Origin of the sequence: Halarcobacter ebronensis, from assembly GCF_013201825.1 — a bacterium.
GTDB lineage: Bacteria > Campylobacterota > Campylobacteria > Campylobacterales > Arcobacteraceae > Halarcobacter > Halarcobacter ebronensis.
In genome coordinates this window covers 1474419-1488751 of record NZ_CP053836.1, presented here as the reverse complement: position 1 = coordinate 1488751, position 14333 = coordinate 1474419, and the positions used below count along the sequence as shown (strand labels likewise).

General features: G+C 28.6%; 11 protein-coding genes. 9 read left to right on the top strand and 2 right to left on the bottom strand.

Annotation, left to right across the window (positions count from 1 at the left end):
* Positions 1 to 22: 22 nt before the first annotated feature.
* Genes AEBR_RS07230 through AEBR_RS07220 form a run of 3 tightly spaced genes read left to right on the top strand, consistent with a single transcriptional unit; the run spans position 23 to position 2504 of the window.
* Positions 23 to 616, top strand: a complete 594-nt coding sequence (locus tag AEBR_RS07230) for an MBL fold metallo-hydrolase (RefSeq protein ID WP_129087774.1) — start codon at positions 23 to 25, stop codon at positions 614 to 616.
* Between the two features lie 8 nt (positions 617 to 624).
* Complete coding sequence (locus tag AEBR_RS07225) at positions 625 to 1521, top strand: GGDEF domain-containing protein (RefSeq protein WP_129087775.1); 897 nt, start codon at positions 625 to 627, stop codon at positions 1519 to 1521.
* Positions 1522 to 1529: 8 nt separating this feature from the next.
* On the top strand, positions 1530 to 2504 hold the full coding sequence (locus AEBR_RS07220) for a GGDEF domain-containing protein (protein ID WP_129087776.1): 975 nt from the start codon (positions 1530 to 1532) through the stop codon (positions 2502 to 2504).
* Between the two features lies 1 nt (position 2505).
* On the opposite strand, the gene cmoB is transcribed toward AEBR_RS07220, so the two are convergent.
* Positions 2506 to 3420 (bottom strand): tRNA 5-methoxyuridine(34)/uridine 5-oxyacetic acid(34) synthase CmoB, encoded by a 915-nt coding sequence (gene cmoB, locus AEBR_RS07215; protein ID WP_129087777.1) that lies wholly within the window; start codon positions 3418 to 3420, stop codon positions 2506 to 2508.
* Between the two features lie 165 nt (positions 3421 to 3585).
* Here cmoB and ccsA point away from each other — a divergent pair, with 165 nt between their 5' ends.
* The 4 genes from ccsA to AEBR_RS07195 all read left to right on the top strand — a co-directional run bounded on the left by ccsA (position 3586) and on the right by AEBR_RS07195 (position 10520).
* Positions 3586 to 6357, top strand: a complete 2772-nt coding sequence (gene ccsA, locus AEBR_RS07210; RefSeq protein WP_129087778.1) for a cytochrome c biogenesis protein CcsA — start codon at positions 3586 to 3588, stop codon at positions 6355 to 6357.
* A gap of 170 nt (positions 6358 to 6527) precedes the next feature.
* A complete protein-coding gene (locus tag AEBR_RS07205; protein WP_129087779.1) occupies positions 6528 to 7244 on the top strand; it encodes a response regulator transcription factor in 717 nt (238 codons plus the stop codon).
* A gap of 24 nt (positions 7245 to 7268) precedes the next feature.
* On the top strand, positions 7269 to 10094 hold the full coding sequence (locus tag AEBR_RS07200) for a transporter substrate-binding domain-containing protein (protein WP_129087780.1): 2826 nt from the start codon (positions 7269 to 7271) through the stop codon (positions 10092 to 10094).
* Between the two features lie 3 nt (positions 10095 to 10097).
* Positions 10098 to 10520, top strand: coding sequence for a response regulator (locus tag AEBR_RS07195; protein WP_129087781.1), 423 nt, complete (start codon positions 10098 to 10100; stop codon positions 10518 to 10520).
* A gap of 6 nt (positions 10521 to 10526) precedes the next feature.
* On the opposite strand, the gene AEBR_RS07190 is transcribed toward AEBR_RS07195, so the two are convergent.
* Positions 10527 to 12353, bottom strand: coding sequence for an ABC-F family ATP-binding cassette domain-containing protein (locus AEBR_RS07190; RefSeq protein ID WP_129087782.1), 1827 nt, complete (start codon positions 12351 to 12353; stop codon positions 10527 to 10529).
* A gap of 150 nt (positions 12354 to 12503) precedes the next feature.
* On the opposite strand from AEBR_RS07190, the gene AEBR_RS07185 reads away from it, so the two are divergent.
* Entirely contained in the window at positions 12504 to 13262 is a 759-nt protein-coding gene (locus tag AEBR_RS07185) for a lysozyme family protein (RefSeq protein WP_129087783.1), read from the top strand.
* 66 nt (positions 13263 to 13328) lie between these two features.
* Positions 13329 to 13796, top strand: a complete 468-nt coding sequence (locus tag AEBR_RS07180) for an HIT family protein (RefSeq protein ID WP_129087784.1) — start codon at positions 13329 to 13331, stop codon at positions 13794 to 13796.
* Positions 13797 to 14333 lie beyond the last annotated feature (537 nt).

Below are 14333 nucleotides of genomic sequence, written 5' to 3'. Positions count from 1 at the left end.
AAATTAAATATAGTGAGGGGAAATGGATATAAAAATTCAGCCAATGGGAGACTATCAAACTAACTGTTACATCGTAGATGTAGATGGGAAAGAGTTTATTATTGATCCAGGTGTTGGTGCAACTTCTTGGGTTAAAAACAATGTAAAAAATCCAGTTGCAATACTAAATACACATGGACATTTTGATCATGTTTGGTCAAATAAAGAGGTTAGTAACCTTTTTAATATAAAAATATATACTCCAAGAGATGATAACTTTATGTTAGAGAAAGACCCTTACGATTTAGGTATGCCCCCTTCTAGTGCAGATTATTTAGTTAAACCTGATGAAGAGTTAGATTTTGATGGGATTAAGGTAAAATTCCATTTTTTCCCTGGTCATACACCAGGATGTTCAGCAATAGAGATAGATGATAATCTATTTTCTGGGGATTTTATCTTTAATAACTCAATAGGAAGAACAGATTTTCCTTTTTCAAATCCAAATGATATGAAAAAGAGTATTGATAAGATATTAAGTTGGGATAAAAATATTAGAATTTATCCAGGGCATGGGTCTTCAACTACCCTAAACCAAGAGCGTAGCTCTTTGGTAAACTGGAAAAAATACTTATAGGAATAGAGATGATAAATAGTTATAATTTTCAAGCTATTATTGCTCTAAATGAGTATCTTATAAGAGTTAAAAAATTAGATGATGTATTAGCACATCTCTCAACTTTTTTAAAAAACGATTTCTCAATTACAAAAATTGAGATAAAACTTGAAGGGCATACTCTTTTCAAAAGTTTTTTAGATAAAAAAGAGTTAATGGTTGAAGAGTTTAGTATTAATATAAATGAAGATAAAGATTTAAATATTTTAATATATTATTATGAAAGAGAAAAGAATGATATATTTGATAGTTTAGAGTTAATCAAAATGACTTTCAAAGTAATATCACAGACTCTGTACAACAGATATTTGGAGTTTAAACTAAACGAATCTAGTTTAAAAGATAGTTTAACAGGACTCTATAATAGACAGTTTGTGAATGAGTATCTAAAATCTGTACTTCCCCTTTCTAAAAGGGAAGAGAAAAAACTAGCTTTTTTAAAAGTTGGTGTAGATCATTTTAAGGCAGTTATTGATGAGTTCAATTATGAGATTGGAGATAGGGTTTTAAAGGAGCTTGCTAAAAGTTTAGAAAAGTCAGTTAGAAAATCAGATATCATTGCCAGAATTGATGCAGACGAGTTTTTAATAGTTCTACACAACATTAGTAGCGAAAATAATGCTATAATAATTGCAAATAAAATAATTGAAAATTTCAAAGATGTAAAAGTTGTTGTTGATGAAGATTCTAATCAAACTCTAATGAAAACTATTTGCACAGGAATCTCTATTTATCCAGATGATGCTGAAGGTATTGAGGAGATATACAGATCTTCTGATATTGCCCTTTATGAGGCGAAAAATAAGGGCAGAAGTCAATTTGTTAAATTTAAAAAAGATGAAAGCAATACAGTAGAATTGTTTTAAGGTATATTATGAAAAACACGATATTAACACTTATAAAAGAGTCTGCAACTAATAAAAAAGCATATGAAGCATTGGAAAAAATATATAAACTTTATGATCAGCTTCAATACTCTTCAAATATTAAACAGATGGCTGAAGATATATATCTTTGGCTTCATTCTAATTTTGATATTGATAATGTTACAGTCTCACTTTTTGATATTGAAAGAAATAATAAAGAGAATATTTTTATAGAAGGAGATGAGTTCTATTTAGATGACTCTTTATCTTTCTTTTTTATTGTAAATACCCATACAACTTTAAATGCAATAGTCTCTTTTTCTGCTTCATCACAAGAGCATTATGAGATAATAAATAGCCAATATAATACAATTGAAGCGGCACTATTTCAGGTTTCTCCAATTTTACAAAGTGGAATTATTAAGAAAAATTTTATTGAATCAATCTCTTTAGACTCTGTAACCAAAGTTTATAATAGACACTATTTAATAGAAAATCTAACAAGACACATAAACCTATCAAAAAAAGAGTATAAAGAGATATATTTTATGATGATTGGTGTTGACCACTTTAAAGCTGTAATTGATGAGTTTGACCATGATATTGGAGATCAAGTTTTAGTAGAACTTGCTAAAGTAATTCATACAAATATTTGTGAGTTTGATATGGTTGCAAGACTAAGTGGTGATGAATTTTTAGTCTCAATGTTAAGCACAAACAATGAAGAAGATATAACAAGAATAGGTAAAAATATAATAGAAGACTTTAGTAAGGTTGGTGTTCAAGTTGATAAAAGTGGACAAATCTTGAAAAAAACAATCTGTATTGGTGTTGATATCTATGAGACTTCTAATAGTGAAGACACCTTTGACAAAACTATAAAAAATGCTGATATTGCTTTGTATGAAGCAAAAAATAGAGGAAGAAGTCAATTCTTCATCTTTAAAAATCTAAAAGCTGAAGATACAATAGAACTTTTCTAATCTACTGTATTTTCTTTGCTTTCATATATACTCTTTTGGGTGCTGGATACCCCTCAACTGTTTTACTACTATCATTTGGATCTAAAAAATCTTCCAAACTTTGATCAAAAGACCAAGTGGTTTTTCTCTGTTCTTCTGTTGTTGTTGTTGTAATTGCCAAAACCTCAATCTCTTCAAAACCTGCTCTACTTAGCCAGTTTTTAAGTGCTGAAACTGTTGGAATAAAATAGATATTTGGAATTTTAGAATATCTCTGATTTGGAGTTAAACATATCTCTTCCTCTCCATCAATCATAAAAGTATCAATTAAAATCTCACCTTTACTATTTAAACCTCTTGCCAAAGATTTAAGTGTACCAACAGGATCTGGTCTATGATACAAAACTCCTAGCATAAAGATAAAATCAAATTTATGATTATAAAACTCCAAATGCTCAACACCCAACATCTCATATATAATATCTGATTTTACAAAATGATTAATAAACTCAAATTGATGCAGAGTTAAAGGTGAAGGATCAAAACCAATCAATCTTTTTGGTTTATCTTCAAGCATTCTAAACATATAATATCCATTGTTACAACCAATATCTGCAACAACTTTATCTTTTAGGTTAAAAAATGGTCTAATAAGATTATATTTTATATTACTTTGCCATTCACTATCTATTTCTAAACCAAAGATATTAAAAGGTCCTTTTCTCCAAGGTATAAGTTTTTTTGCTGTTTCTTCTATTAGAGCAAACTCTTGGTCTGTAAGATTTTCCCTCTTCCCTACACTAAACCAATCCTTATAATCTATTTTAAGATTGCCCTTATTTAACTCAAAAACTTTTTGTAGTTGTTCATACCAAGGGTTGACATTTTTCCAATATCTACACTCGTCTTTTTTCTTTTTTAATTCTTCTAATTCCATACGCAATTATATTGTGAATTTATTGAATTGCTGATTATAGTCAAGGATTTAAAATATCTTTTGAGATATAATTAAAAAATTTTTTAACTAAATAATTTTCTCTCCACATAAAGTGCATACAACAAAGGTATAATTTAGTGGATTTAAAAAAATAAAAGGATTATTGTGAGGAAAGTCTTAGATATACTGTTTTCCTTTAAAATCACATTGGTTTTATTGGCAATATTAGCTGTAGGTGCAGGAGTAGCAACATTCATTGAAAATGATTTTGGTACATCATCTGCAAGAGTTCTAGTCTATAACAACATTTGGTATGAAACAATCTTAGTTTTAACAACTGTAAACTTAATAGGGATTATTCTAAAATTTAAAATGTGGAAACATCCACCTAGATTTATTTTTCACCTTTCATTTGTAATTATTTTAATTGGTGCAGGTGTTACAAGATATATGGGTTATGAAGGGATAATTCATATTAGAGAGGGTGCAACAGAGAATAGAATGATTTCTCTTGAACCTTATCTTCAAATTAATATCAAACAAGAAGATGGATCTTATTACAAAGAGTATCCTCTTGAACTAACTGCTCTTGGAAGCAATAACTTTAGCCATACAATAAAATTTAATAATAAAGAGTTAGTTGTAAAATATAAAGATTTTATGTATGCTAAAAAAGGTAGAGACGATATGAGTATCCTAACAGTAGATGTTGTTCTTAATGGACAAACAAAAGCTGTAAAACTACCAGGTAAAAGAGGAATGGAAGGATTCCCAAAAGTTGAAGACTTTGGAGATACAGTTGTAACTTTAGAGTATGGTTCAAAAGTTTTAGAACTACCTTTTTCTATTAAACTAAGAGATTTTCAACTAGATAGATACCCAGGAAGTATGGCTCCATCTTCTTACGCATCTGAAGTTACTGTTATGAAAGATAACAAAGAGTATGACTATAGAATCTTTATGAATAGAACTTTACATGAAGGAAATTTCTTATTTTTCCAAAGTTCATATGACCAAGATGAACAAGGAACAGTATTGTCAGTTAACAACGACCCAGGAAAATGGCCTACATATTTAGGATATTTTCTACTAACTTTAGGACTTATTTTAAACCTATTTGATAAGAAATCAAGATTCTGGAAACTTACTAAATATGTAAGTTCAAAAAATGTAGCTGCTGCGTTTTTAGCTGCATGTTTTATTTTTGCAGGCTCTCCTCAAGGCTTACAAGCACAAGAGCAAACAACCAATACTACAACTAACACTCATGGTTTAGATTTTGAAAAAACAAAAAATGATATGTTAGCTTATTTAGAAAACTATCAAAGTACTTCAAAAGCTACTGCTGAAAAGTTCTCTAAAATTGTTGTTCAAAGTAATGGTGGAAGAATGAAACCACTAAATACGCTTGATTATGAGATTGTAAATAAACTAACTGGTAAAAGTTCAATGTTTGGTATGAATGCAGACCAAATAGTTCTTGGAATGTTAACAAGACCTGAGATTTGGAGAAATGTTAAGATGATTAAAATCAAAACTCCAAAACTAAAAAAAGTATTAGGGATTGAAGAATCAAGAAACTATATTGCCTTTTCAGAAGTTTTTGATAAAGAGGGAAGATATATCTTAGCACAAGAAGCACAAAATGCTTCAATGGCAAAACCAAATGAGAGAGGAACTTTTGAACGAGAGATTATTAAACTTGATGAGAAATTAAATATCTCATATCTTGTGTATAATGGAAATCTCTTTAATATGTTTCCTTCACAAAATCTTGATGACAATAATAGATGGTATAACCCTTTAGAAGCTATAAATACCTTTAAAGGTGATAATCAAGTGGCAATAGAATCTTTAATTAGAGGATTTATTAGCTCAACAGTTAATGAAAACTGGGATTTATCAAATAGTTTTATTGATATGATTATTCAATACCAAGAGAAAGTTGGTTCAGAAGTAATCCCTCCTAAATCTCAAATAGAAAATGAAATACTATTTAATAAACTAGGTATTTTCCCTAAACTTACAATTGCATATATGATATTAGGACTAATAATTTTAATTGTTGCATTTATAGTTGTATTTAACCCTAAAATTAAACCAAAGAAAACAACATTTGTATTCTTTATTATTTTAGCAATCCTTTTTGCACTACATACATTTGGTATGGGATTTAGATGGATAATCTCTGGACATGCTCCTTGGTCAGATACTTATGAATCACTGTTATATATCTCATGGTCAGCAGTTTTTGCAGCGGTAATATTCTTTAGAAAATCTCTACTTGCATTAAGTGCTGGTGTTATTGTTGCAGGTATTTTCATGTTTACAGCTCACTTAACAAGTATTGATCCACAAATTACAAACTTGGTTCCAGTACTTAAATCATATTGGCTTACAATTCACGTATCAGTATTAACTGCCTCTTATGGATTTTTTGGACTTAGTGCAATTTTAGGATTTATGTCTCTTATTATGTTTATTTTTAGAAAAAATAGACCTCACTTAAATGAGACAATTAAACACATTACAGCAATTAATGAAATCTCATTAATTATTGGACTTAGTGCTATTACTATAGGAAACTTCTTAGGTGGAGTTTGGGCAAATGAGTCTTGGGGTAGATATTGGGGATGGGATCCAAAAGAGACATGGGCTTATGTTTCAATTGTAATTTATGCCCTTGTTGTACACCTTAGATTTATCAAATCTCTAAATACACCATTTACTTTATCTGTTGCATCTTTATTAGCATTTAGTACAATCTTAATGACATATTTTGGTGTAAACTTCTATCTATCTGGAATGCACTCTTATGCAACTGGAGATCCTGTTCCAATCCCTATGTGGGTATATTATGTAACTGCAACAGTTTTTGTAACAATTGCCCTTGCATATAAAAATAGAGATATAAAAGACACTATCTCTGATACTTAAAGTAACTGCTTCTTGATTTAAGTCTCAAAGACTTAAATCAAGAGTGGATAATTCATCTCAATTAATATTATTATTTATTTGTTTTTGTTATAATCTATAATAAAATAAAATAATAAACTATCAATAGTATTTATCATTATATTAAATTGTTAAAAAAGGGATAATATTTAATGGATGAAGAGAAATTAAAAAAAATTATTTCTACTACAAAAAAATTAAATGCACTCTATATTGAAGATAACAGCGATGTTAGAGAACAAACTTTAAAGATGTTGAATCTTTTTTTCAACAGTGTAACAATAGGGAAAAATGGAAAAGAGGGATTTGAACTATTTAAGGAAAATCCATCCTTTGACTTAATTATTACAGATATTGAAATGCCTGAGATTGACGGTATTACAATGATAAATAGTATTAGAGAAATTGACAAAAAAGTTCCCATACTAATCTTTTCAGCCCACAGTACAACTGACTACTTTATAAAAACAATTGATGCGGGAATTATAGGTTATATCTTAAAACCCTATGATGTAAACCAAATATCAAACTCCCTATTAAAACTTATTGATAGAGAAGATCATCAAGAGGATGATAAACTATTTTATCTTGACGATGATTATATTTGGAACAATGAAGAAAATGCTTTATACAAAAACGGTAAATTAGAAAAATTAACTAAATCTGAAATCAAACTCTTTGAACTATTTTCAAACTCTAAATGTACACTAAAAAGTTATGAGGAAATTGAGCTCTCTGTTTTTGGAGATATGTCTTCAAATAGTAAAAGAGTTAGAAATCTAATGTCAAGACTAAAAACTAAACTAGACTTTGATCTTTTTGAATCAATATATGGTCATGGTTACAAAATCAAACAAAAGAAGGAGTGAAAACTTCTTTTATGACAACTTATAATGAATAATATTTTAAAAATCATCTTTATCTTACTTATCTTTATAGGTACTCTTTACTCTTCAAACACTATTAACTTAACAGAAAAAGAGAAAGAGTTTTTAAAAAACAATTCACCAATTAGAGTTCAAAATGAGATGAACTGGCCACCTTTTAATTTTAATGAAGATGGCATTCCAAAAGGTTTTTCTGTAGATTATATGAACCTTCTTGCAAAAAAACTAGGAGTAGAACTAGAATATATAACTGGTCCATCTTGGGATGAGTTTATGCAAATGCTCCAAGAAGATAAACTAGATGCAATTATAAATATCTCAAAAAATAAAGAAAGAAAAAAATCTATTGCATTTACTTCCATATACCATACAGCAGCAAATGCAATTTATGTTAAAAAAGGCAATGAAGAGCTAAATACCCTTGAAAAATTAAAAGATAAAGTTCTTGTAATGCCAAAGGGTTTTTTTGCACAAAAGGCATTAGAGAAATATTATCCGCAAATAAAACAGATATTAGTAAAAGATAGTTTAGAGGCATTAAAATACCTCTCTTTAGGAAAAGCAGATGCAACCATAGGCAAAAAAAATGTTTTAGATTACATCATAACCCAAAATAATATTTCAGGAATCTTACCAACAAACTATATAGATGATAATAGAATGGTAAGTCTTATACGTGTTGGAGTTGCAAAAGAGAAAGTAATACTAAGAGATATTATAGAAAAAGCACAAAAAAGTGTAAGTGATAAAGAGCTTTTAGAACTAAAACGAAAATGGTTTGGGACAAGAGATATAGAGAGATTTACTCTAAAAAATTTTTTAAATGTTGATGAACTAAGTTATATATCTCAAAAAAGAGTTTTTAATGTATGTACAAGGGAAGATCTTCTTCCAATAGAGTTTGTTGAAGATGGTAAAAACAGAGGGATTGTAATTGATATTTTAGAAAAAATATCAAACTTTACCAATATGAAATTTAATTATATAAATGTCACCTCTTTTAATGAAGCTAGCTACTTTTTAAAAAGTGGGAAATGTGATATTATCTCAACAGTTACAAATGAAAATGAGTTAAATAGTTTCTCTTTTAATACAAACTCATACCTAAATTTTAAACTTGCAATTATCACTCAAAAAAATCAGCCTGTTGTTTCAAGTTTAAATACAATTTTAGATAAAACTGTTGCTGTTAGAGATGATTCTGATTTGATTCCTCTTTTACAAACTCTTAATCCAAATATTAATATTCTAAAATCAAAAAATCATAGAAGCACACTAGACAAGGTTGCTTCAGGAGAAGCTTATTTTGCCCTTGAGCCTTTGCCTATTGCTTCATATTATATATCAAAGTTTGCAATGAAAAATCTCTATATTTCAAGATATACAAATCTTTTATATAGTGTAAATATGTCCGTTACAAAAAGAGATTTGGAACTAATAAATATAATAAACAAATCTCTTAATATGATTACCGAAAAAGAGTATATGGATACTATTGACAAATGGTCAACAATCTCTTTTGAGACAATTTTTGATTTCACCTATTTTTGGGAAATTGTAATAACTTTGACACTCTTTATAACAATATTCTCATATAGACACTATATTTTAGATAAATTAAACAGGGATTTAAAAAAAGCTAATGAAGTAATTGAAAAAAAGACTATTGAATTAGCAAAACAAAAAATGCTTTTTGAAACACTCTATTATAAATCTGCAGATGGTGTAATACTAATAACTAATGGCATTTTTACTGATTGTAATGAGTCAATATTAAAAATTTTAAAACTAAATAAAAATGAGATTATAAACTCTACTCTTGAAGATATTTCTCCTATATTACAACCTAATAATCACTTCTCTAAAGAGTTAGTGCATGTATATATTGAAAAGACTCTAAAAGATGGAGTAATTGACTTTGAATGGGTATTAACAGATGGAACCCATAAAAATATCTGGACTGAGATTGTATTAACAGCAATTGAGATTGAAAATAAAAAAGTGATACATGCAGTAATTAGAGATATAACAAACAGAAAAATACTTGAACAAAAACTTGAAGATTTAAATCTGAATTTGGAAAAAAGAGTTGAAGAAGAGATTAAAAAGAATGAGATAAATACTCAACAATTAATCCAACAAAACAGATTGGCTCAAATGGGAGAGATGATATCAATGATTGCCCATCAATGGAGACAACCTCTCTCTGCAATTGCTGCAACAACAAATAATCTAGTTCTTAAAATGATTATAGATGATAACCTAGATAGAAAATATTTTGAAAAAGAGTTAAAACTAATTACAAACTACTCACAATATCTCTCTTCAACAATTGATGATTTTAGGAACTTTTTTAAATCTGACAAAGAGAAAGTTGAGTTTGAACTTAAAGATATTATAGAAAAATCTATCTCCATAATCAAAACCTCTATGGAATCAAATGAGATAAAAATAGATGAAAATATTGAAGATGAAATCTACTTGTATAGTTATCCAAGTGAACTTCAACAAGTTATTTTAAATATCCTAAAAAATGCTGAAGATGCCTTATGTGAGAGAAAAGGAAAGAATAGAAAAATATTTATTTCAACCCTAAAAGAGAAAAATAAAGTAGTAATCTCTATTTTAGATAATGGGGGAGGAATTGATAAAAATATTATTGATAAGATTTTTGACCCTTATTTCTCAACAAAAAATAAAAAAGATGGCACGGGATTGGGACTTTATATGAGTAAAATTATTATAAATGAACATTGTAAAGGCTCTTTAAAAGTATCTAATTATCAAAATGGTGCCCTTTTTTCAATTGAATTGCCCTATAAAGAGAGTTAAATAATGTATAAAGATTTAAAAGAGTTATTAAAATATAGTCATACAATAAAAATTCTTCTTGTTGAAGATAATAGTGAAGTAAAATCTCAGCTAATAAAACTTCTTAAAAACTTTTTCACAGATATAGACTCTTGTGATAATGGTATAGAGGCTCTACAAAAATATATTAATTATGAAAAAATATATGGAAACTTTTATGATTTGATAATTACAGATATTAGTATTCCAGGATTAAATGGGATAGAACTCTCAAAGAAACTATTACAATGTAATCCAAAACAGGCCATTCTTGTTACTTCTGCTTATATTGAAAAGTTTAATGAGTTTGAAAATATTGGCGTATATGAGTTTTTGGAAAAACCAATTGATTATGAGAAAATGGTAAAAACCTTTACTTCAATAATCAAAAGGTTAAAACAGAGTTAAAAGAGTCTATATCTCTTCTAACTTCTTATCATACTCTTGTACAAAAGCATCTAATTCCAACTGATTTTTTTCTAACTTATCAAATAGTTTATCTATCTCTTTTTCTTTATTTGCAATATCTTTTGATAGCTCCATTATTTTGCTGTTATCTCCAGAGTTTGTAGCTTGAATTAGTTGAGCCTTTATTTTCTCAACACTATCTTCAATCTTTATAATCTCTTCCTCTTGCTTTGAAATAGCATTTTTTAAAGGAGTTGTTAGTTTATTTCTCTCTTGTAGTATTTCTGCTCTTAATCTTTTACTCTCTTTTTTATTTATCTTTGTTTTTTTAACCTTAGTTTCACTCTCTTCTTCGTCCCAACCAATTTTTTCTAAAAACTCATCATATGTTCCATCAAAATATTGGGCACCCTCTTTTGAAAATACAATTAATCTATCACAAACATTTCTTAAAAGTTCTTCACTGTGTGTTACAACAATAGTTGAACCCTCAAAATTTTTAATTGCTGTTGTTAAAGAGTCAATTGATTGCATATCAAGGTGGTTTGTTGGCTCATCCAGGAAAAGAATATTTACCTCTTTAGCTATAATTTGTCCCAACATTACCCTACTCTTTTCTCCCCCTGATAATAGTGAAATCTTTTTCTTCGCATCATCACCACTAAACATCATGGCTCCACAAATACCTCTAACTATAGCTTCAGAGAGTTTTGGTTGTGAAACATAAATCTCTTCCATTATTGTATTGCCTGGATTTAAGTGATTGATATTTGTTTGACCAAAGTGCCCAAAATCAACACTTACATGGTAATCAATACTCCCACTTAAAGGTGTAAGTTCTTTTGCTATGTTATTTAATAAAGTAGATTTTCCCTTACCATTTTTACCTATAATCCCAAGAGTCTCTCCCTTTTTTAGTGTAAAGGAGATATCTTTGAAAAGAATATTATCTTCACTATATCCAAAGCTTAAATCCTTTACATCAAGTAATACTTTTGCAGGAGTCTCTTTATAGTTAAAATCAAATTTAAGAGTTGCCTCATCTGCAATGGCATCCATATCTTCCATTTTCTCTAAGATTTTAACTTTAGATTGAGCTAAAGCTGCTGTTGAAGCTCTTGCTTTATTTTTTGCTATAAACTCTTCAAGCTCTTTTCTTTTTTTATCGTGTGCCTCTTTTTGCTTCTCAAAGTGTTCATCATTTGAAGCTATCTGCTCATAAAACTTGTGAGTTCCACCCTCTATAACAAATAGTGATTTTCTAACAATTCCCATTGTATGCGTTGTAACGCTATCCATAAAATCTCTATCATGGGTAATAATAATAACCTCTCCACTAAAACTCTTTAAAAAGGCTTTTAACCATCTTAAAGACAAAATATCCAAGTAGTTTGTAGGCTCATCAAGCAGAAGCATATTTGGTTCTGTTAACAATAGTTTTGCTAAATTTATACGAATTTGATAACCTCCAGAAAAAGAGAGTGGATCTTTATACAAATCATCTTCAGTAAACCCTAGTCCAAAAAGTATCTTTTCTGCTTTGTAAATTGAGTATTTATCCTCTTCACTTAAAGCAAGTGCAGTTTCATCAATAAGTGTACTCTCTGTAAAAACCAGATGTTGTTTAAGTGCACCAATTTTATAACCTTTTGGGATTAAAATCTCTCCTTCATCAGAGACCTCTTCTCCAAGGATTAGTTTAAACAGTGTTGATTTTCCTGTACCATTACGTCCAACCAAACCTATCTTTTGACCAGCATTTAATCGCAGATTTAACTCTGTAAAAAGAGTCTTGTCACCAAAATGTTTTGAAATATTTATTAACTGTATCATAGTGCTCTTTATTCTATAAATTGTTTTGAAAACGCATTATATTATAAACTCTGTTATGTTGAACTCAAAAGAGAATATTATTGGCAATTAATATCAAAATAAAATAAAAAGTGTAAAACTTTTCTAATATTTTTATGCTAAGATATAAGTATGAAAATATTTTTAATATTAATAATTTTTGTAAATTTCTTATTTTCTTACAATGAAGACTACTCTTTTCGTAAATATAATCATATAAAAGAGTTTTACAAACCTATTATCAAAGAGACAATTAAAATTGCTCTTAAGTATGATATGCCACCAGCAGCAATCTTAGCAATGGCAAGTGTAGAATCAGGATATGGCAGAGGTTATGTTGCAAAAATAACAGGAAATATCTTAAGTCTTGGAGCAGGAAAAAGTGAAAAAGAGCTTCCCTCTTTATATCTTCCAAATCTAAAAAAACCATATAAAGTTCTTTATAATGAAAAAGAGATAAAAAAATATAAAAAATCTCAATTGGTTTGGAAACAAAGACCCAAAAGTCTAAAAAAAGATTATAGACCCAATAATCTTGCAGGTACAACAAAAAATTTAGACTATTTTGACTACCATAAACAAGAGAGAATTAAAGCAAATCTAAAAAATATAGAGGAGTTTTGTTCAAAATGGATAAATCTAAAAAGTAACTATAAAGTCTTTAGAGATGCAAGAAAACTTCTAAATGAAAGAGTTAAAATGTATGGTAAAGGTGTTTTATTTACCAAAGAGTTAAATACTGAATTTATAAATAGTATTGGTGGGAAACCAAACTCTTATAACTATAGAGAAGCCTGGCCTAAAAAGATTGTTAAGGTTATGGAAAAAACGGGACTTATTAGACTAAGTGAGGATATTTATCTCAAAAGGGATTTTGAGAAGGTTTGGTAAATAAAATTTTATTTAACAGAAATTCTTTTTTTATAAATTTCCCATATTTTATTGAAAGTTAAAACTATGAAAAAAAATTGTATTTTTTGTAATATTGTCGAAGATAATAGCAAATGCCACAAAGTATGGGAAGATGAAAACCATCTTGCCTTTTTATCAATCTATCCAAACTGCGAAGGTGTTACTGTTGTAATACCTAAAAAACATTACTCAAGTTATGCATTTGAATTAGAAGATAAAGTTTTAAATAATCTAATACTAGCAGCAAAAAAAGTAGCCCTACTCTTAGATAAAACATTTGATGATGTTTCAAGAACTGCAATGGTCTTAGAAGGTTTTGGAGTAGATCATGTTCATGTTAAACTTTACCCTTTGCATGGTACACAAGAGTATAAAAACTCTTGGAAAGAGATAAAATCAAACAAAGATGACTATTTTGATAAATATTTGGGATATATCTCATCTCACGATTCAAATAGAGCTAAAGATGAGGATTTAGAAAAACTTGCTAAAAAGATTAGAGGGGAAATTTAAAAATTTAATCTACTGCGTGTGTCATGATTATAACCTTTTTTATTAAAAGCTAAAGCATTTAAATCTTTCTTGTGCACACATGAGTGTGTCACGCTTACAACTATTTTTACAAAAGCTAAAGCTTTTATTCCTCATGAAAGCCTAAAGGCTTTCGCTTTTATCACTTTTTGGTGGCAAAAAGTAATGTAAAAAGCCACCAACGGCTTCACTGTTTGCTAAAGCAAATACCCTCAAAAATATAAAAATATTTATTGCGTTGCGGAACTCATAAAAAAAAGAGAATTTGTCTCTTTTTTTTATTCAAACAATCCTCACGCTTTTCATAAATATTTTTATCTCTTTTCGGCAGTTGCAGAGGTTGGAAAGGATATTGATAAAAAATCAAAGATTTTTTAATGTATTAAATTTCGCGGCTAGCTCTTTAGTCCAGACTTTCACGAATAAGTTTAATTTGACACCAACTTAAATAAAATGGTATTAAAAAATCAAATGTCCTTATCCTATTCCCTACATTTTTGAAGCCGAGTGTTTATTTAT